The 23213-nt window shown below is 68.4% G+C and carries 23 protein-coding genes; 9 read left to right on the top strand and 14 right to left on the bottom strand.

The genetic code is table 11. The features are described 5' to 3' along the window. Window positions 1–4: 4 nt before the first annotated feature. Genes P1L41_RS08685 through P1L41_RS08675 form a run of 3 tightly spaced genes read right to left on the bottom strand, consistent with a single transcriptional unit; the run spans window position 5 to window position 3460 of the window. Window positions 5–1150 (bottom strand): ABC transporter permease, encoded by a 1146-nt coding sequence (locus P1L41_RS08685; RefSeq protein WP_276295336.1) that lies wholly within the window; start codon window positions 1148–1150, stop codon window positions 5–7. Then, on the bottom strand, window positions 1128–1877 hold the full coding sequence (locus P1L41_RS08680) for an ABC transporter ATP-binding protein (RefSeq protein ID WP_276295335.1): 750 nt from the start codon (window positions 1875–1877) through the stop codon (window positions 1128–1130). The genes P1L41_RS08685 and P1L41_RS08680 overlap by 23 nt, the downstream gene beginning before the upstream one ends. Further along, the gene (locus P1L41_RS08675) at window positions 1874–3460 is read right to left on the bottom strand and encodes a COG1361 family protein (protein ID WP_276295334.1); all 1587 of its coding nucleotides are present in this window, start codon (window positions 3458–3460) and stop codon (window positions 1874–1876) included. The genes P1L41_RS08680 and P1L41_RS08675 overlap by 4 nt, the downstream gene beginning before the upstream one ends. Window positions 3461–3566: 106 nt before the next feature. Here P1L41_RS08675 and P1L41_RS08670 point away from each other — a divergent pair, with 106 nt between their 5' ends. Continuing rightward, window positions 3567–4046, top strand: coding sequence for a DUF5797 family protein (locus P1L41_RS08670; protein WP_276295333.1), 480 nt, complete (start codon window positions 3567–3569; stop codon window positions 4044–4046). Here P1L41_RS08670 and P1L41_RS08665 read toward each other — a convergent pair whose 3' ends face one another. From P1L41_RS08665 to P1L41_RS08655, 3 genes are all read right to left on the bottom strand, one after another. After that, window positions 4047–5090 carry a DUF5787 family protein gene (locus tag P1L41_RS08665; RefSeq protein ID WP_276295332.1) on the bottom strand — a complete coding sequence of 348 codons (1044 nt, stop codon included), beginning with the start codon at window positions 5088–5090 and terminating at the stop codon, window positions 4047–4049. It abuts the gene before it with no gap. Window positions 5091–5136: 46 nt separating this feature from the next. Next, window positions 5137–5802, bottom strand: a complete 666-nt coding sequence (locus tag P1L41_RS08660; protein WP_276295331.1) for a DUF4013 domain-containing protein — start codon at window positions 5800–5802, stop codon at window positions 5137–5139. A gap of 169 nt (window positions 5803–5971) precedes the next feature. Then, a complete protein-coding gene (locus tag P1L41_RS08655) occupies window positions 5972–6409 on the bottom strand; it encodes a bis(5'-nucleosyl)-tetraphosphatase (RefSeq protein ID WP_276295330.1) in 438 nt (145 codons plus the stop codon). Between the two features lie 184 nt (window positions 6410–6593). Here P1L41_RS08655 and P1L41_RS08650 point away from each other — a divergent pair, with 184 nt between their 5' ends. The 4 genes from P1L41_RS08650 to P1L41_RS08635 all read left to right on the top strand — a co-directional run bounded on the left by P1L41_RS08650 (window position 6594) and on the right by P1L41_RS08635 (window position 10061). Next, the gene (locus P1L41_RS08650; RefSeq protein ID WP_276295329.1) at window positions 6594–6926 is read left to right on the top strand and encodes an uS10/mL48 family ribosomal protein; all 333 of its coding nucleotides are present in this window, start codon (window positions 6594–6596) and stop codon (window positions 6924–6926) included. A 25-nt stretch (window positions 6927–6951) separates the two neighbouring features. Continuing rightward, a complete protein-coding gene (locus P1L41_RS08645) occupies window positions 6952–8229 on the top strand; it encodes an amidohydrolase (RefSeq protein WP_276295328.1) in 1278 nt (425 codons plus the stop codon). Between the two features lie 198 nt (window positions 8230–8427). Beyond that, window positions 8428–8838 (top strand): zinc ribbon domain-containing protein, encoded by a 411-nt coding sequence (locus P1L41_RS08640; RefSeq protein ID WP_276295327.1) that lies wholly within the window; start codon window positions 8428–8430, stop codon window positions 8836–8838. A 2-nt stretch (window positions 8839–8840) separates the two neighbouring features. Beyond that, window positions 8841–10061 (top strand): MFS transporter, encoded by a 1221-nt coding sequence (locus P1L41_RS08635; RefSeq protein WP_276295326.1) that lies wholly within the window; start codon window positions 8841–8843, stop codon window positions 10059–10061. 9 nt (window positions 10062–10070) lie between these two features. Here P1L41_RS08635 and P1L41_RS08630 read toward each other — a convergent pair whose 3' ends face one another. Together P1L41_RS08630 and P1L41_RS08625 are read right to left on the bottom strand one after the other, a co-directional pair. Next, on the bottom strand, window positions 10071–10913 hold the full coding sequence (locus tag P1L41_RS08630) for a hypothetical protein (RefSeq protein ID WP_276295325.1): 843 nt from the start codon (window positions 10911–10913) through the stop codon (window positions 10071–10073). A 76-nt stretch (window positions 10914–10989) separates the two neighbouring features. Next, on the bottom strand, window positions 10990–12156 hold the full coding sequence (locus tag P1L41_RS08625; protein WP_276295324.1) for a 3-dehydroquinate synthase II: 1167 nt from the start codon (window positions 12154–12156) through the stop codon (window positions 10990–10992). A 265-nt stretch (window positions 12157–12421) separates the two neighbouring features. Between P1L41_RS08625 and P1L41_RS08620 the strand changes: the two genes are divergently transcribed. After that, window positions 12422–14089, top strand: a complete 1668-nt coding sequence (locus tag P1L41_RS08620; protein WP_379788692.1) for an AAA family ATPase — start codon at window positions 12422–12424, stop codon at window positions 14087–14089. Here P1L41_RS08620 and P1L41_RS08615 read toward each other — a convergent pair. The 4 genes from P1L41_RS08615 to trpC are packed head-to-tail and all read right to left on the bottom strand — an operon-like array spanning window position 14086 to window position 17799. Further along, entirely contained in the window at window positions 14086–14889 is an 804-nt protein-coding gene (locus P1L41_RS08615) for a 2-amino-3,7-dideoxy-D-threo-hept-6-ulosonate synthase (protein WP_276295322.1), read from the bottom strand. The two genes, P1L41_RS08620 and P1L41_RS08615, sit on opposite strands and share 4 nt — an antisense overlap. Window positions 14890–14915: 26 nt before the next feature. Beyond that, window positions 14916–15746: a tryptophan synthase subunit alpha gene (gene trpA, locus P1L41_RS08610; RefSeq protein WP_276295321.1), complete on the bottom strand. Its 831-nt coding sequence runs from the start codon at window positions 15744–15746 to the stop codon at window positions 14916–14918. After that, complete coding sequence (trpB, locus tag P1L41_RS08605) at window positions 15746–17008, bottom strand: tryptophan synthase subunit beta (RefSeq protein ID WP_276295320.1); 1263 nt, start codon at window positions 17006–17008, stop codon at window positions 15746–15748. Before trpB ends, trpA begins: the two co-directional genes overlap by 1 nt. Next, on the bottom strand, window positions 17005–17799 hold the full coding sequence (gene trpC, locus P1L41_RS08600; RefSeq protein ID WP_276295319.1) for an indole-3-glycerol phosphate synthase: 795 nt from the start codon (window positions 17797–17799) through the stop codon (window positions 17005–17007). Before trpC ends, trpB begins: the two co-directional genes overlap by 4 nt. Window positions 17800–18021: 222 nt before the next feature. Between trpC and P1L41_RS08595 the strand changes: the two genes are divergently transcribed. Next, complete coding sequence (locus tag P1L41_RS08595; protein WP_276295318.1) at window positions 18022–18492, top strand: methylated-DNA--[protein]-cysteine S-methyltransferase; 471 nt, start codon at window positions 18022–18024, stop codon at window positions 18490–18492. Here P1L41_RS08595 and P1L41_RS08590 read toward each other — a convergent pair. Both P1L41_RS08590 and lonB read right to left on the bottom strand, forming a co-directional pair. After that, a complete protein-coding gene (locus P1L41_RS08590; protein ID WP_276295317.1) occupies window positions 18489–19325 on the bottom strand; it encodes a CPBP family intramembrane glutamic endopeptidase in 837 nt (278 codons plus the stop codon). The genes P1L41_RS08595 and P1L41_RS08590 overlap by 4 nt on opposite strands. A gap of 3 nt (window positions 19326–19328) precedes the next feature. Further along, complete coding sequence (gene lonB / locus P1L41_RS08585; protein WP_276295316.1) at window positions 19329–21449, bottom strand: ATP-dependent protease LonB; 2121 nt, start codon at window positions 21447–21449, stop codon at window positions 19329–19331. A 171-nt stretch (window positions 21450–21620) separates the two neighbouring features. On the opposite strand from lonB, the gene P1L41_RS08580 reads away from it, so the two are divergent. Together P1L41_RS08580 and P1L41_RS08575 are read left to right on the top strand one after the other, a co-directional pair. Next, window positions 21621–22178 carry a nicotinamide-nucleotide adenylyltransferase gene (locus P1L41_RS08580; protein WP_276295315.1) on the top strand — a complete coding sequence of 186 codons (558 nt, stop codon included), beginning with the start codon at window positions 21621–21623 and terminating at the stop codon, window positions 22176–22178. After that, entirely contained in the window at window positions 22175–22930 is a 756-nt protein-coding gene (locus tag P1L41_RS08575; RefSeq protein WP_276295314.1) for an SAM hydrolase/SAM-dependent halogenase family protein, read from the top strand. Before P1L41_RS08580 ends, P1L41_RS08575 begins: the two co-directional genes overlap by 4 nt. The last annotated feature ends 283 nt before the right edge of the window (window positions 22931–23213 follow it).

The following is a 23213-nucleotide window of genomic DNA, read 5'->3' as shown; positions in this document are numbered from 1 at the left end:
GTCCTCACCCGCGCAACGCCGACACCGGCGGTTCCCAGGCCGCCCGGTACGCCGGGTACAGGCCCCCGACGAGCGAGATGACGACGCCGAACGCGAACGCGCCCAGCGGGACGACGGCGTTCCCCGGCAGGAGGACCGCCGACAGCGGGAGTTCGGTGAACAGCGCCGTGACGACAACTGTCACGGTACCCAGGAGCGCCCCGATGGCACCGCCGACCACGCCGAGCAGCGTCGCCTCGACGAGCAGCGTCCGGAGGACCTGCCGACGGTGGATTCCGACCGCCCGAAGGACGCCAATCTCCCCGCGACGCTCGGAGACGGACATCAGCATGACGTTGAAGATGCTGACGCCGGCGACGACCAGCGAGATGCCCGCGATAGCGAGCAAGAACCCGTTGAGCAGGTCGAAGAACTCCGAGATGCGGTCGAGGATGCTGGTCAGGGAGAAGACGGAGACGCGCTGCTGGCGGGCGTTCAACCGTTCTTCGACGCCGCTCGCCACCGCCCTGGCGTCGTCAGCCGAGTTCGCCCGTATCACGACCTGGGAGTACCCCGACGTGGCGAACTCGTCGGCCGGGAGGATGACCGACGAGTCCGGCTGGAGCGGCGAGATGCTCGACACCTCCGGGAGGACGGCGACGACCCGGTACTCGTTTTCCTCGACGGTTATCGTGCTCCCCTCGCGGACCGAGAGGTCCGCGGCGACGTCCGCCCCGACGAGCGCGCCCTGCCGGTGGAACGCCGGAATGCCGTCGCTGCCGTTCCCGAAGAGCGTCCCCGGGCGGTCGGTGCCGTACACCTGTGCGAACGTCTGCCCGCCGCTGGCACGCACCTGCGCCCCGGTCACCCTGAGCGGCACCACCGTCCCCCGGCCGCTCGCGGCCCGTTGGACCGCCGCCAGGTCGCGGGAGTCGAGCGAGTCCTCGCCGGACGCCTGGGACGGACTGACGATGACCTGGTTGCCCAGGCCGCCCAGTTCCTCCGTCGCAGCGACGCTGAGTGCGTTGCCCAGCAGGCCCAGCGTGACGACGGCGAACACGCCGATGACGATGCCGAGCGCCGCCAGCGCCGCCCGTATCCGCTGGCGTGAGAGGTTCCGCGTGGCCAGCGTCAGCGCCGGGAAGCGGTCACCCACGCTGGACCACCCCATCGATTAGCTGGACCGTCCGGTCGGCGTAGTCGGTGACGAGGTCGTCGTGGGTGACGGCGACGACGCCGACGCCGGTGTCGCTGATTTGCCGGACCTCCTCCAGTATCTGCGTCCCCGTCTCGCGGTCCAGGTTGCCCGTCGGCTCGTCGGCCAGCAGCACCGCCGGTTCGTTGACCAGGGAGCGCGCGATGGCGACCCGCTGTTTCTGTCCGCCGGAGAGCTCGTCGGGCGTGTGGTCCATGCGGTCGGCCAGGCCGACGCGTTCGAGCAGGTCGCGGGCCCGGTCGGTCGCGTCGCCGGGGAGGAACGCCGTCGGGAGCCGGACGTTCTCCAGCGCGGTGAGCGTCGGCAACAGGTGGAAGTCCTGGAACACGAAGCCCAGCGACTCCCGGCGGGCGTCGGTCAGTTCGGCGTCCGAGAGGCCCCCGGTCGACTGCCCCCAGAGCTCGACCCGGCCGCTCGTCGGGTCGTCGAGCAGGCCGAGCAGGTTGAGCAGCGTCGACTTGCCGCTCCCGCTGGGCCCGACGACGGCGACGACTTCCCCGGGCTCGACGGCGAAGTCCACGTTCGAGAGCGCCGCCACGTAGCCGGCGCGGCCGCTGTCGTAGCGTTTCGTGACGTCGGCGAGGCGGAGCGGCGGGACGTCGTGAGCCACCGTCACCGCGTCCACGTCCAGCGATACCGAGTGGGCGGGTGCAGCGTCACCGGCCCCCTGCTCGCCGGTCATCGGTCGCCGCCCCGGCGACGCCGGAGCAGGAGGGTGAGCGCGACAGTCACCACGAGGCCGGCCCCGACCCACGCGACGAGCGTCGCGGTCTGCTGTCCGTCCGCCAGGTCGGTGCCGTCGTCGGCCGGCAGCGGCACCGTCAACCGGTCGGTCGTGCGCGCATCGCCGGCGGTGTACTCGACGCGGACCGTCACCGACGTCGCGTTTTCCGTGTCCGCCTGGGCGACCAGCTCGAAGGGGGCGAACTCGCTGCTCGCGACGGTGCCCACGAAGTAGGTCCGCTGCGGGTAGGCGGGCTGGACGGCGTCGGTCGGTTCGACGGCGACCAGCGCGCTGCTGACGTCGCCGTCGCCGACGTTGGCGAGGTTCCCGCTGATGGCCACCCGACCCTCGTCGTCGACGGTCACGTCGAGCCCGGTCAGCGTCGCCTGGCCCACCGCTGGGTCGAGCGCGTACGTCCCTGTCGCTCGCTGCGTGCTGTCGTTGCCGGCCCGGTAGGTCGCGACGAAGTCGACGCTTGCGGCCGAGACCCCGGCGAGGTCGGCCTCGACGGTCGCCGACTCGCCCGGTTCGAGCCGGTCGGTCACGGCGAACCGACCGACAGCGGCCAGCACGGTGCCGTTGGGCGACTCGGCGGCGGCGACCACGTCTTCGATGGCCGCGTTGCCGAAGTTGGTCACCGTCACGTCGACCGCCTCGTCGCTCGTCGTCTCCGAGTCGTCCGGCTGTGGCTGGAGCGCGCCAGCGCCGCCACCGCCGCCACCGAGGAGGCCGGTGAGTCCGGTCGTCACCTGTTGCTGCGTGTCGTCGGCCTGCGCCCGTTGGACGCGCACGTCGACGTCGTCGGTCAGCGGGTCGACGGGGGTTGGCCGCGCGAACGTCGAGGTCACCTCGGCGCCGGTCGGCGTCGTGTAGGTCGTCGCCACCGTCAGATTGGTCGTCCCAGGTTCGGTGGCCCGGACCGAGAAGTTCAGCGTCGTCGACGCGCCCGCCGCGAGCGCCGGCGCCGTCCGGCGGAGTCGGTCACCGCTCGCCGGGTCGGTCACCTGGACGGTGATGCCACGGAGCTGTGCGTTCGTCGGGTTCGAGACGACTGCCTGGACCGAGGTATCCGCGTCAGCCACGAGACTGTCGGCCCTGAGCTCCACGAGCGGCGCGGCGCGTTCGACGCCCAGCGAGAGGGGACGCGTCGCGCGGACGTCGTCGCCGTCGGTGTCGCGGCCCTCGACGACGAGCGTGAGGTCGTAGGTGCCGGGGTCCGAGACGTCGAACGTGACCGGCACCGCGAGCGTCTCGCCGGGCGAGAGCCGGCCGAGGTCGGCCGCCGACCCGAGCGTGTTCCCGTCGCTGTCGCGGACGGTGACCTCGTCGAGGCGGAGCGGCGTATCGCTGCCTGCCGAGAGCCGGACCGTCGTCTCGGCGGTTATCGGGGCGCCCGCCACCGGCGTCGCCGGCGTGACCGTCGTGTCGGTCAGCGTGACTCGTGCGTCCGCGGCGGACGCGGGACCGACAGCCGTCGCCGGTAGCACCGAAACGAGGAGGGCCACAGAGAGTACCAGTGGGACGAGACGAGACGTCTGCATCTACCCGAGTCAAGGGCCGAAGCGACAAATATGTTGTCTGGACGAGGGGCGGCGGGCCGGCACAACTTCAGAACGCTTGTTACGCCCCTCCGGGTAGTAGGCGTCGATGACCCTCTCGGAGGAGGCCAGCGAGCGGCTCGCCGACATCGTCGAGCTCCAGCCGACGAAGAACCGCGAGCTGCAAGAGCGGTGGGGCATGGACAGTGGGAGCGAGGTCCACCAGTACCTCGAATCCGAACTCAAGGAGTACTACTACCGCAACGAGAACAGCCTCATCTGTGCGACGCCGGAGGCGACCAATCTCATCGAGGGCGAGGACCCCGACCGGGTGCAGACGGTGACAGTGACGGCCCTGCAACACGCCGTCGTCGACGTCATCGCCGGCCCCGACGAGGAGAGCCAGAGCGTCGTCGCGGTGCTGCACGCGCTGCGCGACGCCGGCGAGGATCCCGAGGTCGACGCAGTCCGGTCGGCGCTGCGGAGCCTGGCCGACAAGGGAATCGTCGAGACGGTCCAGAAGACAGTGCCGACGTTCAGGCTCGCCGTCGAACGCGACGCGCTCGACATCCAGACGACCGACGACTAATCACGCGGCGTCGTCGTCGAGGCCCGGCCGCCGGCGTCGGCGTCGCCGGTCGAGCAACCGCTTGCTCGCGCCGCCCGGCCCCCCGTCCAGCGGCCACGCCTTCGACCGCCAGGCCGGCGGTTCCGGCTCGAACGACCCGCAAGCCCCGCGACACTCGGTTTGCGTCGGCACCCGTTCCTTGGCCACACAGTACGGATAGACGCCGGAGTCGGTGGCGCGCAAGTCGAAGTGTCGGCAGTCGGGCCGCATCGTTCCGGCGTAGGCCCGCCACCCCCGTTCGTAGGCCCGCTCAGCGATCTCGTTGCGTTTGTCGGCCTTCCATCCGGGGTCGGCGTACTCGAATCGCGCGGCGCTCACGCCGTCGTCGGGTCGCTCCAGAATCCGTGTGCCGGAGTCGTCGACGGCCAGCGTCCGCGGTTGCCAGACCGCCTCGGCGGTTCCGTCATCGGGGTCGACGGTCAGGACGCCGGCCTCCGCCGGCAGGTCCGCGAGCAGGATCGGCTCGACGCGTTCGTCCGTGGCCGCCGTCGCCACCCACACCTCGTCTGCCAGGCCGAGCGCGACGTCACGTTCGAGCTGGGGGACCAGGTCGCGCGCGGCGCTGGCGGTGAGGTCCGGTTTGTTCTCGATGGCGACGACCCGGCGAATCCAGTCGGGGTAGTCGTGACGCCGGCGAATCTCGATGCGGTTGCCCCGCTTTCGGGACTCGACGGCGTCGCGGTCGGCCGCCTCGTGGATGGCTTCCCGGACGTAGCGCCAGGGGTAGCCCGGGTCCGGGAGCGCGTCGCGATAGAAGGCCCAGTCGCTCGGCGCGTTCCGGACGACGTGCAAGAGGTCCGAATTCAGGGCATCGAGTCCGAACGCGCCGCGCTGGGTCAGCCCGTCGGGGTCACACTCGAGTACCACGGTGTCCCAGCGGCGGTACTGAGTGCCGAGCTGGCGGGCGACCAGCGCTGTCGAATCGTCGCTCGCGGGCGACCACGCGCGCTCGGCCCACTGACAGACGGCCAGTTCGAACGCGAACTCGGAGTCGGCGTGGTCCACACCGCTCGTTGGCGTGGCCGGATAAAAACAGTCGGGGCCGCTCAGGTCAGGCCGTCGTCGCGACGTCCGTGGCCTGTCCGCCGTCCGTCGGCGCGTGCTTCGCGAACGCGAGTCCGAACATCCGGAACACGGCGACCTGGCCGTAGAACATGACGAACGGGACCAGCAGGCCACCGACGATGGTGAGGATGAGCACCTGGGCGACGACGTTGATGACGACGCCGACGACGATGGGCATCAGCACGGCGACGAAGTAGTCGCTGGTCAGCACGACGCGCTTGAGCATCCCGACGTCGAACGCGGCACCGAGTCGACCCTCGACGGCCATGTTCGACAGGGCGGCGGGGACGAGGTAGTAGACCAGGAACAGCACCGGAATCAACAGCAGGATGGTCGCGAGGCCGAAGCCGGCCAGGAGACCGCCGCCGTCGTTGCCGGCCGCGGAGCCGATGCCGATCAGTCCGGCGCCGATACCGACGATAACGACTGTCGGAATTAGTCCGTAGACGAGGCCGACCACCGTCGCTTTCAGTCCGTCCACGACGAGACCGCCCCAGTCGTCCCACTCGGGGGGTTCCGAATCGCCCTCGATAGTCGACTCGAGGACGCGGACGAGGTAGCCGTAGAATATGAACACCGGAACTATGAGGAAGGACAGAAAGAGGAGGATGCCGCCGATTACCAGCCGCCCGATCCAACTGTCGCCTTGCATTGGGTAGGAGAGTCCGTCTTCTAACATTGTGGGACCTTCAGTCAGAACGTCTAAGTAATCATATATAAATTCCACGGGAAATTAGACCGGCCGAGACCTCGTCTCGCGGTTTCGACCAGGATTCGGAAACGCAGTCGCTAGCGGTGCCCGTCGGGCACGTCTCGCGTCCTCACTCCCCGTCGCCGTTCTCGAGCGCCTCGTCGAGGAACTCGTGGGCGTCTTTCAGTATCTCGCGGGGGCCGTCTTGCGTGACGGTGTTGACAGCCTGGTCGTAGTCGCGCCACTGCAGGTCGCGATGCTCCGTAGAGAGCTCTGCCGATGCTTCGAAGGACTTCGCGACGAACAGGTGCACCGTCTTGTGGATGGTGTTGCCGTTCGCCTCGAACACGTAGTCGTAGTCTTTGCGGAAACCGTCCAAGAGCCGGAAATCGCCGATTCCGGCCTCCTCTTTCACTTCGCGGATGGCCGTCTGCTGAAGTTCCTCGTCGCCCTCGACGCCGCCTTTCGGGAACTCCCAGTCCCCGGGGCGGCTCTTGAGCAACAGGTACTCGCGCCGGCCACGCGTATCGCGAAAGAGGATGGCTCCCGCGCTCGTGGCCTCTATCATTAGCGATAGGTAGTACATCGGTACTTAAGAGAATATCGGAGACGACATCGAAACCGCGCGACGGCACTCACGTGGGATAGAGTCCGTCGCTGACCGGTGGGAGCCCAGTGCAGGTAGCCCGGACGACGGACGCGCGCGCAAAGAGATGCCCTTTTGACCCCGGCCGGCCTGCATCCGTAGAGAGATGCCCTTCGTCACGACCCTGACGCTCACCAGTGGGAACCGCTACCGCCTCGACGACGTCGTCTCCGACATCAAGGAGTCGGCCGAGCGAAAGGGCGTCGAACTGAAAGGGCCACACCCGAAACCGCCCAGTGACCTCCGGGTGCCCCAGTCGAAGACGCTGGGCCCCAGCGGCGGCAGCTTCGACGCCTGGAACTACACCGTCTACGAGCGGACCATCGACATCGTCGGGTACGAGGAGTTCGCCCGGAACGTCACCGAACGCTCGTTCCCCGCGGGCGTCCACGTCGAAGTGGACGTCGAGCAGCGCCAGCAGGTCGGCAGCGGGTCATAAGTCGGTCCGGCGCGTCACGGGCGGTATGGACGACGACAGACGCGAGCGACTCACCTCGCTCAGGCGGGCCCTCCACCGGTATCCCGAGCCGGCGTGGTGCGAATGTTACACCACCAGCCGCATCGTCGACGAGCTGGAGCGCATCGGCGTCGACGAGCTGCTGGTCGGCCCGGAACTGCTCGATGCCGAGGCCCGCATGGCCGTCCCGGACGACGCCGAACTCGAGCGCTGGCACGACCGAGCCCGCGAGGCCGGTGCCCGCGAGGACGTCCTCGAACAGGTCGAGGGCGGCTTCACCGGCGCGCTGGCAGTCATAGAGCGGGGCGAGGGCCCGACGGTCGGGCTCCGGGTCGACATCGACGCGCTCCCGATTCGCGAGAGCGACGAGACGGGCCACGCGCCCGCCGACGGCGGCTTTCGGTCGGACAACGAGGGGTACATGCACGCTTGTGGGCACGACGCCCACGCGACCATCGGCGTCGGCGTCCTCGAAGCCATCGCCGAGAGCGACTTCGCCGGGACCCTGAAAGTCCTCTTCCAGCCCGCCGAGGAGGTCATCGGCGGCGCGAAGCCCGTCGCCGAGCGTGGCCACCTCGACGACGTGGACCACCTGCTGGCCATCCACGTCGGGCTCGACCACCCGACCGGCGAGGTCGTCGCCGGCGTCGGCGGCTTTCTCGCGGTCCGCCAGTTCGTCGCGACCTTCGAGGGCGAGTCCGCGCACGCCGGCCGCCACCCGGGCTCGGGCCGTGACGCCGTCCAGGCGCTGGCGACGGCCGTCCAGAACCTCCACGCCATACGCCGCCACGAGGGCGGCGCGACGCGGGTCAACGCCGGCGTCGTCGAGGGCGGGACGGCGACGAACATCGTCCCCGAACACGCCCGTTTCGGAGGAGAGGTCCGCGGCGAGACCACCGCACTCAAGGAGTACATGAGCGAGCGGGCGGACTCGGTGGTCGAACACGCTGCCGCGATGCACGACTGCGCGGGGCGAGTCGAGACGACGGCCGAAGCGCCGAGCGCCGAGAGCGACGCCGAACTCGCCGACGTGGTGTACGAAGCTGCGGGAACCGCCGCCGGCGTCGAGCGCCGGCTTCACGAGGCCGCACTGGGAGGGAGCGAGGACGCCACCTATCTCATGGACCGGGTCCAGCGCCACGGCGGGACGGCGACGTTCGTCGGTATCGGCACCGACCACCCAGGCGGCCACCACACGCCCACCTTCGACGTCGACGAGCGGACACTGGAGATCGGCGTGGACGTGCTCGTCGAGACCATCGCCCGGCTCTCGGCGAGTGAGTGAAAGCCGCCCACAGCGCGGTCGCAACGTGACGGCCCGACGACGACGGCAGCGACGCCGTCCGACAGACGCGCGACCACTGTCGAAGCAAACGGCGTCACAGGCCCACGTCTGTCCCCGGAAGACCCGCCAGCGACGGCGAATCGGCCGTAACTCGCCGAAGGGGAAGATATAGGGGCGTCGGTGACAGAGTCGGAATTAATGACCGAGACAGGACGCAAGCGGCCGTGGCTCGCCGCTTTGCTCGCCTTCATCTACCCCGGCCTCGGCCACGTCTACCTGCGGGAGTGGTTGCGGGCGATACTGTGGTTCGGCCTCGTCGTCAGCACGACGACGCTGCTGGTCGGTGGCGACGTCATGCCGGACGCGCTCAGCGTCGAGGCGTTCGTCGCAGCCTCGCAGGCGCTGCCCCTGGAGGCGTCGGTGGCGTTGCTCGCCATCACCGTGCTCAGCATGGCCGACGCCTACTGGATGGCGACCAAGGAGAACCAGGCGACGGAAGTCGTCGAGGGTCACACCTGCCCCAACTGCGGGCAGGAGCTCGACGAGGACCTCGAGTTCTGTCACTGGTGTACGACCAGACTGGAACCGGCTGACGTGGACGACGCCTGAACGTGGCCGGCAGCGCCACGGAACAGCCAGCGCGCCGGTGGGTACTGGTCGTCGTCGCCGCGGGGGTGATGGGCGCGGCCGGCACCTACCAGTTCGTCTGGACGACGCTCAGCGGCGCCGTCGGAGCCCGCGTCGGTGCGTCGCCAGCGGCGCTGGGGACCGTCTTCACGCTGTTCGTCGTCACCCAGACGCTGGTCCAGTTCCCGGCCGGCAGCATCCGTGACCGGTACGGTCCCGGCGTGGTGCTCGGGGTCTCGTCGGTGTGCATGTTCGCCGGCTACGCCGGGCTAGGTCTGTCGACGACCTACCCGGTCGCCGCGCTGGCCTACGCCCTCGGGGGCGCCGGCAGCGGGATGGCCTACACCGTCGCCGTCAACACGCCGGTGAAGTGGTTCACCGACCGGCGGGGGCTGGCGATGGGCGTCGTCACGACGGCGTTCAGCGCCGTGAGCGCCGCCCTCATCCCGCTCGTCGGGGCTCGTATCGACGCCTCCTACACGGCCACCCTGCTGGCCCTCGGCGCGCTAGTGGGCGGCCTGGGGCTCCTGGCAGCGGTGGTGGTCCGCGACCCGCCAAAGCGCACCGAGACGGCCGACGGGAGAACAGAGACCGGACAGACGGTCGACGTGGTCGAGAGCGTCGGCTGGCGAACCGTCCTGGGGACCTGGCAGTTCTGGGTGCTGTTCTGGGTGATGCTGATCGTCAACGGGGTGGGTCTGATGCTCATCGGCCAGTCGGTCGGCTTCACGACCGGGCTGGGTCTGAGCGCCGGGACGGCGACGGTGGTTGCATCGGTCGTCGCGCTGGCCGACGCGCTGGGTATCATCGTCATGAGCACGCTCTCGGACCGCGTCGGCGGGGAGCGGACCGTCGGCGTCTCGCTGGTGCTCGGCGGCCTCTCGCTCGGCGGCGCGATACTCACCGGGCTGGCGGGGCGTCCGGCGCTGTTCGTCCTCCTGGTCGCCGGGACCGCCTTCTTCCGGAGTCCGGTGTTCGCCATCTTCCCGTCGCTCGTCGGGGAGTACTACGGACGGGCACGGTCCTCGGAGAACTACGCGCTGGTCTACGCGGCGAAGATTCCCGGCGGCGTCTTCGGCGGCACGGTCACGGGGCTCCTCGTCGCGCGGCTCGGGTGGTCACAGTCGTTCGCCGTCGGGGCCGCCCTGCTCGTCCTCGCCGGACTGTCGACGCTGACGCTCAGGCAGCCAACTGAGGAATCCTGATGGGAGACGTTAGACCGAGCGGTCGCTGTCTGCACCCGCGAGACGGTCTCGCCCGGGAATCCGACGGAGGTATCGAACGGCGAAGGCCGCGGCGACGAGTACCGGGAGCACGGTGAAGACGACGGCCACGAGCGGGAGCGTCACGCCGCCGGAGAGAAACAGGGCGAGGGTCATGCTGGCGATTGCTGGCGCGAGGAGGGCCCCGAAGACGAGCGCGACGCCGGCGAGGACGTACCCCCAGGGACGGCCCTGCCAGAGCCAGGCGGCGACGACGGTCAGTGCGGGGACGACGACGGCGAGGTCGAGGAAGTGCGACACTAGCGCCTTCGGGCCGACCTCCTCGACGAGCAGCGGGGGCGTCCCGGTGAGCGTGGCCGGGACCAGCTCCGAGAGCCAGAGCGCGGCGAGGCCAGCGGCGATGAGCCCGAGGACAGCCCCGTAGCGGCGTTCCGAGATCACGTCCCCGACTGCCTCGGTCACGGCGTCGGCGTCAGTGCCGACCACGCCGCCGACGAAGGTGAAAAGCGAGAGCCCGAACAGCGCGACGTAGCCCAGGAAGAAGCCGTTGAACGGGACCTGGAGACCGATGGACACCCACATGTAGGTCATGAACGCGAGCGCACCGAGCCAGAGGAGTCGGCCGCGGAGCGACCCCGCACGGGCGGACCGGAGACCGAACGCGAGTGCCGGCACGCCGACGAGCAGGATGACGAGGTCCTGGACGTAAAAGGCCGGGAGGAGCGACGGCGGATAGTGGCCCGCTCTGAAGAGGCCGAGGAGGGTAGAACCGATAGCGAGGACGACGACGATCGCCGTCGTGCGGCGCTGCCACGGGGGAATCGGGGTCGACATTGCGCGGTCACCGCTCGGAGAGATGCGCCCCGAGCAGATAGTTCCTATCAGCGGTTCTCGAAGACCGAGCGCAGCGTCACTGTTCGATGATACTCTCTTCGATCTTCTCGCCGAAGTGGGTGGCCGTGTCCTCGTAGTGGACGAGAATCTCGTCGCCGGCCTCGAGCTCCGTGACCGACTTGCGGCCGTCGCGGGTGTGGACCTTGATGGTCTCCGCGTTCTGGAGCAGCGTCTCGATGCGGTCCCCCTCGTCGGTCTCTGCCTGCACGCGGAACATCGGGCGCTTCTCTATCTTCGCGCGGCCGACGATGGCCTCACGGGTGTGCCCGTTCTCGTCGACGATCTGGACCTCGTCACCGGACTGTATCTCAGAGAGGTACTTCGTCCCGCCGTCGGGCGTGCGGACGTAGGCGTGGACCGCGCCGGCGTTGACCCGGAAGGGGCGCGAGGCGACGTACGGCGACTCTGCCGTCTCGGCGTGGACGAAAAAGAGGCCACGCGCCATCGACCCGACGAGCATCCCCTCGTCGTGTTCCATCAGGTTGCCCGTGTCGATACAGACGCGGTCGGCGGAGCCGGTCTGTTCGACCGCGGTGACGGTGGCGTACTCCAGGTCGACCGTCTCGCGCCCCATCTCGTCGCGGACCTGGACGGTCTTGCGGATCTCGTCGAGGTCGTCGGTGTCCAGCAGGACGCCGTCGGCGCCGTGTTCGAGCGTCTCGTAGGCAGTGCGGGCCTCGTCGGCCGACTGGACGCCGGTGATGAGGTCCGTCTCGTCGCCGATGCGAGCGATGAGGTTCTCCAGCGGGATGATCTGCCAGTTCTCGCCGATGACGATGGTGAACTCGGCTTCCCTGGCGACCTCCTCGGCGAACGCCTCGTAGTCCTCGTCGAAGATGCGGACGTACCCGCCCTCGTGGGCGGCGTCGTTCCGGCGGAGTGCAGAGAGGTCCGCAGACCCGGAGAAATCAGTGGGCAGGTCGACCGTGCCGTCGCCCTCGCCGTCCTTGCCGACGACCGTCGCGTCGGCGTCCGAGTCGGTAGCCTCTGCGTCCATGACGTGGACGTCGCCGTTGGTGAACGCCGCCACGTTGACCGCGCCGAGGTCACGCACCTTCTCGACGTCGGCCTCGTCGACGAGCACCCAGTCGACGCCGGCCTCCAGGCCGGCAGTGATACGCCGCTTTCGCGTCTCCCAGTCGCCGACCTCGTCGTCGGCCTTGAGCCACACGGTTCGTGTCATACGCCCACGTCCGCGACGATGGGGCTTGAACGTGGCGAAACCTGCAGTTCGGTCGGCGGACGCGGTGAACGAGACGGCCGCGTCCGTCGGCCCCGGACGTGTTCAACCGGCAATACCTGGCGGTTCCGTAACGTGATATCAGTGAAGATAACGGGACGAAAGAGTTATCAAGATTATCTAATAACACATAGACTGATACGTACCTCGTGACTTGCTAACGATGAAAGATAGATTTACCTGTGCGGTGGCTGGGGCCAAGGGTGGTGTGGGAAAGACGACGACGAGTATCAACCTCGGGGCGTCGCTCGCGGCCGCGGGGTACGCCACCGTCACGGTCGAGCTCGACCTGGCGATGGCAAACCTCGTCGATTTCCTCGATATCGACATCGACGTCACCGAGGCGACGACACTCCACGACGTCCTCGCCGGGAAGAGCGACGTCGAAGCGGCGACGTACGAGACCGACTCGGGACTCTCGGTGGTCCCCAGCGGGACGGACCTTCAGGGGTACGCGGAGACGGACCTCCGACGGCTCCCCGACGTCGTCCAGGCGCTCCGGTGGCACTACGACATCGTCCTGCTCGATACGCCGGCCGGACTGAGCGAGGAGACGGTCCGACCGCTCCAGGTCGCCGACGAGACCATCCTCGTCTCGACGCCGCGCGTGGCGTCGGTCCGCAACGTCCAGAACACGAAACAGCTCGCAGAGCGCGTCGACTGTGACATCCGAGGACTCCTCCTGACGAAGTCGGGGACCGGGGCGTCACCGGGCGCCGAACGAGTCGCGGAGTTCCTCGACGTGGAGCTGCTCGGCCACGTCCCCGAGGACGAGGCGGTTCCACACTCACAGGACAAGGGCCGGCCGGTCGTCTCGAACGCGCCGAACAGTGGTGCCGCCATCGCCTACCGGAAAGTCGCCAGCCGCCTGGTCGAGGCTGACAGAACGGGACGCGAGTTCCAGGGTCAGATGTCGTCGGCAGAGACGAGCGAGACGGCCGAGACGAACGGGACGGCTCAGGCTGCACAGCGCGAGGACACGCTTCGGCAGCCCGCAGAAGTAGCGGCCGACAGTGGGGGAACTCGTGACCTGGAATCGACCGGTGGCGAAGGGCTCTCCGCCACTCGACAATTTTCCACGGACGGGGCGTCAGCGGCACAGGCTGGCCAGGAGCCAGCGGCAGACAGCGCCGACGACGAGGAATCCACCAGCGGCCGTGACGAAGCAGCAGAACCCGCAGACACCGACGAAGCTGACGAGACGGTGTCGTCCACAGAGCCCACCGAGACGGACGGAACCCCGACGGACGGGGAGAAGACAGCGGCGGTCGCGGATACCGAGGCGACGGGCGGCGTCGATAACGCCCAGGACGAGGCAACGGAGTCGGCGGACGCAGACGAGTCTGACAGCGAGGACGACGATACACAGCAGGAGAGCACTGACGCCTCCGAAGTGGAATCACAAGCGGACGCCTCGGGTTCGGAGTCCGGATCGGGCGACACCGAGTCGGCACCAGCGGACGAGGGGGAGACGTCAGCTGACGTGGCTGTGTCTGTACCGGCGGAGGAAGAGGAGGCGGCGACATCGGCCGACGCGGACGAGTCCACACCAGCAGCCGAGGGGGCGCCCGCGACGGAAGAGGACGAATCCGACGAGACGGACGCGGACGGGTCCGACGATGCGGACGCGGACGAATCCGACGATACGGACGCAGACGGGTCCGACGATGCGGACGCTACCGAAAGAGGGAACTCCACGGTCGAGTCGACCCCCAGAGAGCCTGCAGACACCGACGGCGACGCAACGGCCCGTCGGGAACCGACGGGAGACCTGGAGACCGAAGCGGACGGCGGCGAACAAACGGACGAGACAGCAGAGAGCCAGGGTGACGACAAGTCGGTCGCCAGCCGCGTGCTGTCGCTGTTCAGTTTCTAGAGTTCGGCGGCCAGTTCGGCGTCACTCAGCGCCTCCGCGGCGCTCGCGTCGTCGTGGACGACGCTGGCGACGCCGCGTGCGATCTTCTCCGGGTCGTCGTGCTGGAAGATGGACCGCCCCATCGAGACCCCGGCTGCCCCGGCGTCCATCGCGCCCCGGACCATGTCCAGGGTCTGCTCGTCGGTGCCCCTGGCGCCGCCGGCGATGACGACCGGCAGCGACGTCGACTCGACGACGTGCTGGAAGGTCTCTGCGTCGCCGGTGTAGCCGGTCTTGACGAGGTCCGCACCGAGTTCCTCGGCGAGTCGGACGGCGTGGCCGACGGCCTGGTTGTAGTCGTCGTCGTCGGGGTCGATGTCCGGACCGCGCGCGTAGTTCATCGCTAGGACGGGCAGGCCGTAGCGCTCGGCCTCACTGGTCAGGGCGGCGAGGTCCTCTATCTGCTCGGGTTCGTACTGGCTGCCGACGTTGATGTGGACGGAGACGGCATCGGCCCCGGCCCGGATGGCGTCCTCGACGGTGCCGGTCATGCGCTTGTCGTTCTCGTCGGGCCCGATGGTCGTCGACCCGTTGAGGTGGACGATGTAGCCCGCGTCGTTCTTGTTCGGGTGGACCCGGTCCGCGATACCGCGCTGGGTGAGGACGGCGTCGGCCCCGCCGCGCGTGATGGCGTCGATGGTCGATTCGATGTCCTTGAGGCCCTTTACCGCGCCCATGGTGATACCGTGGTCCATCGGGACGATGACGTACTTCTCGTCTGTCCCGATGCGGTCCAAGCGTGTGCGCTTACCTGCGTTCATGATATGCGAGAGTGTGGCAAGAACGATTATGTGCGTTCCGGTTGCGGACGTTCCTGTGCCCCCCGGAGGGCCCCCTGCTTGAGTTCGTGGGCCTTCGCCTCGAGCTCGTCGGCCACGTCGTCGACCGACGCGCCGCTCTCGTGACCCTCGGCGACGATGTCGACCAGGGCGGAGCCGACGATGACGCCGTCCGCACCCGCGGCGACGATGCGTTCGGCGTGCTCGCCGGTCTTGATACCGAACCCGACGGCCTTCGGGACGTCCCAGTCGGCCAGACGGGCAAGCGACGCCTCGGTAGCGTCGTCGACGTCGTCGCGCGCGCCGGTGACGCCCAGGCGCGCCTGGACGTAAACGTAGCCCGAGACCTGCGCCATCATCTTCTCTAAGCGCTCGCCTTTCGTCGTCGGCGCGACGATGAAGACGAGGTCGATGTCGAACTCGTCACAGGCCGCCCGGAGCGGGCCGGCCTCCTCGGCAGGCAGGTCCGGGACGACGAAGCCCTCGATGCCGACCTCGGCGGCCTTCTCGACGAAGGGACGGGGCCCCTCCTCGTCACCGTACTGGTAAATCAGATTGTAGTAGGTCATGCAGACGATGGGGACCTCGACGTCGAGGTCCTCGACGAACTCGAAGAAGCGAGTGGGCGTCATCCCCGCTTCGAGCGAGCGGACGATGGCGTCCTGGATGGTCTTGCCCTCGGCGATGGGTTCCGAGAACGGCAGGCCGAGTTCGATGACGTCCGCGCCGCCGCGAGCGAGCGCTTCGACGTACTCCAGTGACGCCGCGTAGTTCGGGTCGCCGGCAGCGAGATAGGGAACGAACGCCGGTTCGTCGGCGAAGGCGTCTTCGAGCGCCATCACAGCATCCCCCCACCGACCTGCTCGAAGACGCTCATGTCCGGCGCGATGTCGAGGTCGCGCTTGCTCGTCTCCTCGATGACCGTCTCTAAGTCCTTGTCGCCGCGACCGGAGACGTTGACGACGACGGTGTCGCCCACCTCGTCGTGGTGCTCCTCGAGGTAGCCGAAGGCGTGGGCCGTCTCAAGGGCCGGGATGATACCCTCGTCCTGGGAGAGGCGGTGGAACGCCTCCAGCGCGATGTCGTCGTCGACGTTCACGGGCGTGACGCGGCCCTCGTCGACGAGGTAGGCCAGTTCGGGACCGACGCCGGCGTAGTCCAGGCCGGCCGAGACGGAGTGAGACTCCATGATCTGCCCGTCGCGGTCCTGCAGGAGTTTCGTCCGTGCACCGTGGAGGACGCCCTCGCCGCCCGTCGACAGCGACGCGGAGTTCGGCGCGACACCTTCCTCCTCGTCGACCTGCAGCGAGGAGCCGCCGGCCTCGACGGCGTACAGACTGACATCAGAGTCGTCGACGAACTCCGCGAACGCGCCCATCGTGTTCGACCCGCCGCCGGCACAGGCCAGCACCGCGTCGGGCAGGCCGCCGGTCTTCTCGATGCACTGCGCGCGGGCCTCCTCGGAGATGACCGACTGGAAGTCCCGGACCATCTTCGGGAACGGGTGCGGGCCGACGACGCTACCGATGACGTAGTGCGTCGTCTCCACGGTGGTCGCCCAGTCGCGCATCGTCTCGGAGATGGCCTCCTTGAGCGTCCCGCGGCCGACGGTCACGGGGTTGACCTCGGCCCCGTTGATGCGCATCCGGAAGACGTTGGGGCGCTGGCGGGCGATGTCGGTCTTGCCCATGTAGATCTCACAGGGCATGTCGAGGTGCGCGGCGGCCATCGCCGTCGCGGTGCCGTGCTGTCCCGCACCGGTCTCGGCGATGATGCGCTCCTTGCCCATGTACTTCGCCAGCAGGACCTGTCCGAGCGCGTTGTTGAGTTTGTGCGCGCCGCCGTGGAGCAGGTCCTCCCGCTTCAGGTAGACGTCGGTGTCGTAGCGTTCCGAGAGTTGCTCCGCGTACTGCAGGGGAATCGGCCGGCCACCGAAATCGGCCAACCGCTCGCGGAACTCGTCCATGAAACCGTCCTCGTTTTCCAGTACGTACCGCCCGTAGGCGTCGGTCAGCTCCTCGATGGCTGGCATCAGCGCCTCGGGGACGTACTGTCCGCCGTACTCGCCGAACTTGGGGTCGTGTGCGTCGTCCGTGCTCATGTCTCTGTCTCCGGGTGTGTCAGTCGTCGGGTGTTCTCGGCCACGTCCGAATCGCCGCCGTGGTCCATGATGGCTGACCCGACCAGCAGCGCGTCCGCGCCGGCCCGGCGCATCCGCGTGACGTCGTCGGGCGTGTGTATGCCGCTTTCCGCAATGAGGGTGACGCTCTCGGGGACCGACGCCGAGACGCGCTCGAACGTCGCGAGGTCGACCTCGAGCTTCGCGAGGTCGCGGTTGTTGACGCCGACGAACTCGGCGCCGGCGTCGAGTGCTTTCGCCACCTCGGCCTCGGTGTGCGTCTCGACGAGGACCTGGAAGCCCCGCTCGCGAGCGGCCGCGAGTAGGTCCGCGAGGTCGTCCGTACCGTCTTCCTCTAGGAACCGGACGATGAGCAGAATCACGTCGGACTCCACGACGTCGAGCTGGTCCTCGTGCAGGACGAAGTCCTTGCGCAAGACGGGGACGTCGACGGCTTCGCGCACCCGTCGAAGCGTCTCGGCCGAGCCGCCGAAGTGCTCGGGTTCGGTCAGGACCGACAGCGCGGCCGCGCCGCCTCCGACCATCTGTTCGGCCAGTTCGACCGGGTCGTCGGTCCGCTCGCCCTCGGCGGTCGGACTCGTCGGTTTCACCTCGGCGATGAGCGGTACGCGGCCGTCAGCCTCGGCGCGCTCGAAGGCGTCGGCCAGCGACCGCGCGTCGACTGAGACGCGCTCGTCACCACCGCCCCGTTCGCGGGCCGTCGCCAGAATCGAGGCGACCTCCGGTGCCATCTCTTCCTCACTAGCGTCCATTACCGTACACTAACGTACAGAGATGTTCATAAGGCTTGCGTAGTCGTCCCACTCGAAACCGGTTGGTCAGCCGACATAGGTGGGACTGAAAGGGACGTTATCGGCTCGAAGCGACCGATGACAGCCGGGGCTTTCTGGCTGTTTGCGCTCCTATTTTCGTAACTAAACGCTACCGTACTTCTCGGGCGAATCTTGAAGGGGCGACCCGCCGACGGTAGAGACATGAGCGCACCGACGGGGGACGCCGGCATCTACGCCCGCGAGTCGGACTATCTGGACCGGTACGTCCAGTTCGGCGAGGCGGGGGACCGGATTATCTCGGTCACGTTCCCCACGCAACCCGAGGACGACACAAGCGACGACCATCCGCTGCTCGACCGTATCGACGAGTATCTCACCGGGAACAGGGACGACTTCGCTGACGTCACGGTCGGCCTGACGGTCCCGACGGACCAGCGGAAAGTGCTGGAGGCGGTCAGGCAGATTCCCTACGGCGAGAACGCGACCGTCGAGAAGGTCGCCTCGATGACGCCGGACCTCTCGGCCGAGGAGATGGACGACCTGAATCTGGTCCGGGAGGCGCTGGACGCCAACCCCGTCCCGCTGCTGGTTCCCGACCACCGGGTGCGGGACGGGCCAAGCGGTGCCCCGCCGGCCGTCGAACAGAAGCTCCGCGTCGTCGAGGGCCTCTAGAGGGCGAGCCGGTCGATACCCAGCCCCTCGTGGACGATCAGTTCCAGCGCGTTCACCAGGTAGTGGGCGACGACCACGACCAGGAGGCTATCCGTGAGGACGAACAGCCCCGCCAGGCCGAGCCCGAGCGTCCCCGTGACCAGGACGCCGGCCCGGCCCTGCGCCCCATGACCGAGTGCGAACGCCACCGAAGAGACGACAGCCATCGCCCACGCCGGGGCGCCGAGACCGGCGACGGGGACGCCGATGGCCGCGCCGCGAAACAGGAGTTCTTCGACGATAGCGATGGTCGGCAAGACGAGTCCCAGCAGCACGGCCCACCCGCCGACCGAGTCGGGGCCTAGCAGTTCCCGCAGCGACTCGTCGACGGCGATGCCGAAGCCATCGGCCAGCGACGCCGCCACCTCGTTGCCGACCCAGAAGCCGACGCCGGCCGCGAGGCCGAGCGCGACTGCGGGGAGCCCAGTCGAGAGCGGAACATCGGTGATGCCGAAGGCCCACGCCGGGATGTCGAAGAAGATGGCACCGCCGACCACGAGCGCGCCGAACAGCCCCTGAGTGAGCGCGACGTTCGCGAACAGCGTGCCCGCGGAGAGGTCCGTCGACGAGAGACGGCCCTGCAGCTGGCGGCGCTGCGCGGCGGCCTCGGCCGTCTCGAACCGGGGGAATGTCGGGTCCGGACCGTCGGCCACGCGGCTCGGTTGCAGGGAGTCTGCGGTCGCAGTCAGGCCGCCCCCGTCAGCGGGGAGCGCGTCCTGCGAGAGCCGTGCGAGCGCGAGCAGCGCGGTTAGAAGGAGGCCCGTCAGGCCGACGAAGGCGGCCCACTCGGGCACGGGTTACTGCGGGCTGGGACTGCCGCCCTGGCGGCCGACCTCGTGTTCGAGTGCCTTGCCCGTGATGGACTTGAGGCGGTCGACCAGCGAGTCTTTCTCCGGTTCGCCGGAGAGCGCAACCTCGAGCACCTCGGAGATGTGCGAGACCGGGATGATCTCGATCATGTCCTCGTACTCGTCTTCGATCATCACGTCCTGGGTGTTGGCCTCGGGGATGATGACCGTGTCGAGGCCGGCCTTCGCGGCGGCCTCGATCTTGTGCGTGACGCCGCCGACCGGGAGCACGTCGCCCCGCACCGACAGCGAGCCGGTCATGGCGATGTTCTGCTCGACCGGGACGTTCTCCAGCGCGGAGATGACGGCCGTGGCGACCGTGATGGAAGCGGAGTCGCCGTCGACGCCGCCCTCACCGGCCTGGACGAACTGGATGTGGACGTCCTTCTCCGAGATGTCCTCGTCGCTGAACTTCTTGATGATGGCCGAGACGTTCTGGACGGCCTCTTCGGCCATCTCCTGGAGCTGCCCGGTCGCGATGACCTGGCCGGGGCCCTGGGAGGGCGTGACTTCGGCCATGACGGGGAGGACGATACCGCTGTCCTCGCCCATGACCGCCAGTCCGTTGACGCGGCCGACCACGTCGCCGGAGTTGACGGTGAGCTCGTAGTCCTTGCGGCGCTCGATGTAGTTGTCCGCGAGCTGTTGCTCGATGGACCGGGAGCGGCGCTTGGCCTGGAGCACGTCGTCGCGGGTGGTCCGCTCCTGGTCCTCGGCGCGGGCGATGTCGCCGGCGACGCGAACGAGGCCACCGAGGTCACGGAACTTCAGCGTGAGGTGCCCTTTGCGGCCGGCACGTCGGCGGGCCTCGAGGATGACCTCCTCGACGGCGGCCTCGGTGAAGTGCGGGAGCCGCCCGTCGTTCTCGACTTCCTGAGCGACGAAGCGGGCGTACTTCCGGCGCATCTCGGCGTCGTCCTCGATGGTGTCGTCCATGTACACCTCGTACCCGTAGCCCTTGATACGGCTGCGGAGCGCAGGGTGCATGTTCTCCATCGCGTCGAGGTTCCCCGCCGCGATCATGATGAAGTCACACGGGACGGGTTCGGTCTGGACCATCGCGCCCGAGGAGCGCTCGGACTGGCCCGTGATGGAGAACTCGCCTTCCTGGATGGCCGTCATCAGCTTCTGCTGGCTGCGGATGTCCAGGGTGTTGATCTCGTCGACGAACAGCACGCCCTTGTTGGCCTGGTGGATGGCGCCGGGTTCCACACGGTCGTGGCTCGGCGTCTCCATCCCGCCGGACTGGAACGGGTCGTGGCGGACGTCGCCCAGCAGCGCACCAGCGTGGGCGCCGGTCGCGTCCTCGAACGGGGCGGTCTTCTGGCTGGCGTTGTTGACCAGCAGGTTCGGGATCATCGCGTCGCTGCCACGCGAGCCGTAGCGGAACGCGAGGTAGATGACACCGGCCGCGAGGATGCCCAGCAGAATCTGCTGGACGATGATCAGCGAGTAGCCGATGACGATGGCGATGATGATCCACATCAGGAAGGTCCGCATCTGGTTTCGCTTGCGGGCCTCTTCCTTGTGGGCCTCGACGATCTGTTCGCCCTTGCCGCCCGGAACGGTCCGGACCTTCGGTTCGTTCCCGTCGTCGGGGTTGTGATAGACCAGGACGTCCTGGAGTTCCTCTCGGGGGAGCAGCTGACTCATCGCCTTCGCGAGCATCGACTTGCCCGTCCCGGGCGAGCCGATCATCATCACGTGGCGGCGCTGTTTGGCCGCTTTCTTGATGACGTCACGGGCGTGGTCCTGCCCGATGACCTGGTCGACGAGTCGTTCGGGGACCTGGATGTCGGCGGTGGTCTCGATGTCCAACCCACCCAGTAGTTCCTCCTCGTCCTCGCGGAGGTTCGAGTCGCCGTCGACCGTCACGTCGCTTCCCAGCGTCGTCTCTGACGAAGCCCCGTCACCGGCCGTCGGTTCGTCGGGAGCCGGTTCGTCCGCCGGCAGATCGGAGGGCTCGTCGTCGGCCACGTCCTCGTGGCTCTCGGTCGCCGTCCCATCCTCGGCGTTACCGGCGTCCCGCTCAGGGTCGGGAGCCGCGTCTGTGTCGGTATTGTCGCTCATACAAACGTTTCTAACATCTCAACGGAAGGACTGTCGACTGATATACTTTCTCCCCACGTCCGTCTTTGCCACACCGTCGGAACCGATAGACGGGAGTCGGATAACGCACTCCTACTACCGCCGCAGGCGCTCGCCGTCGGGTTTATCAAACCGCCAGTCGCAGAGACGGGTATGCGCGGGTTCTACATCGGTCGCTTCCAGCCCTACCACGACGGCCACCACGCGATGGTCGAACGCATCGCGGACGAGGTGGACGAGCTGGTGCTGGGCATCGGGAGCGCGGACGATTCCCACACGACACACGACCCCTTCACCGCCGGCGAGCGGATCATGATGATAACGAAGGCCGTCGCCGAGTTCGACCTGACCACCTACGTCGTCCCGCTCGAGGACATCAATCGGAACGCGGTGTGGGTGAGCCACGTCGAGAGCATGTGCCCCGACTTCGACGTCGCCTACTCGAACAACCCACTGGTCGTCAGGCTGTTCGAGGAGTCCGGCATCGAGGTCCGCCAGTCGCCCATGTTCGACCGGAAACGCCTCGAGGGCACTGAGATTCGCGAGCGGATGATACTCGACGAGTCCTGGCGCGACAGGGTCCCCGAACCGGTCGTCGACGTCATCGAGGAGTGTCACGGCGTCAAGCGGCTCCAGTACGTCTCCGACACCGACACGCTGGACCGGTACACCTCGGACGAGGAGGCAGAGGCCGATCCGGCAGAGGAATGATCACCCTCAGTTCTGACTTCGGCGCGCCGTACCCAGCGGCGATGAAAGGCGTCATCGCCCGGGCCTGCGACGCGCGCCTCGTCGACGTCTCCCACGAGTTCCCGCGACAGGACGTCAGTACGGCGGCCTTCTGGCTGACACAGACCCTGCCGTACTTTCCCCCGGCGGTCCACTGCGTCGTCGTCGACCCCGGCGTCGGAACGGACCGGGACGCCCTGGTCGTCCGGGCCGGCGAGCACGCGCTCGTGGGGCCAGACAACGGCGTGTTGCTGCCGGCCGCCCGGGAACTCGCCGGCGACGTCGAGGTGTTCACCTGGGCTTACGAGGACGCGGCGAGCACGACGTTCCACGGCCGGGACGTGTTCGCGCCGGCCGCCGCTGCAGTCCACGAGACCGGCGTCGACGCAGTCCCGGACCTGGACCGGACCACAGCGACCGACGAGTTCGTCGACCTGCAGTTCCCGGTGGCCGACCGGGACGGCGACGGGGCCACTGGCGAGGTGCTCGTCGTCGACGGCTTCGGGAACGTGATTACGAACGTTCCCGGCGACGTGCTCGCCGGCCGGTTCGGCGAGTCGGTGACCGTCAACGGCGACGCCGTCCCGGCCCGGCGGGCCTACGCCGCTGTCGAGGTCGGCGAGCGACTGGTTACCGTCGGGAGCCACGGTAACGTCGAACTTGCGGTGAACCAGGGCCGTGGCGACGACGCCTTCAGCCTCGAGGTGGGCGACGCCGTCGGAGTGGCGAGGTAACCGGTCGGTCGGAAACCGTCAGAGTTATTTATTTTTAGGCCAGCCTAATCGAGTGGATGCTGGACGAACAGCGCCGAGCGGCCCCGCACGGGCCGTCGGACCGTCGCGTGTTGGTGAGAACTCGCGTTCGTCGCCAGCGGCAGGGCAGCGAGAGTGACGCATGGGGGTGGATAGCCCGTCGGTGAAGACGGACCCGGCCCCTCGGGCCATCGGCGGTGTTGCGGCGACGGAGACGGTTGGCACCTGGCCGCCGGCCGGCGGCGGCTGCCCGTCGCCACGCACG

Origin of the sequence: Haloarcula ordinaria, assembly GCF_029338275.1 — an archaeon.
Lineage (GTDB): Archaea > Halobacteriota > Halobacteria > Halobacteriales > Haloarculaceae > Haloarcula > Haloarcula ordinaria.
Note: the sequence above shows the minus strand (reverse complement) of the source record. Positions and strands in the feature narration are given on the sequence as shown.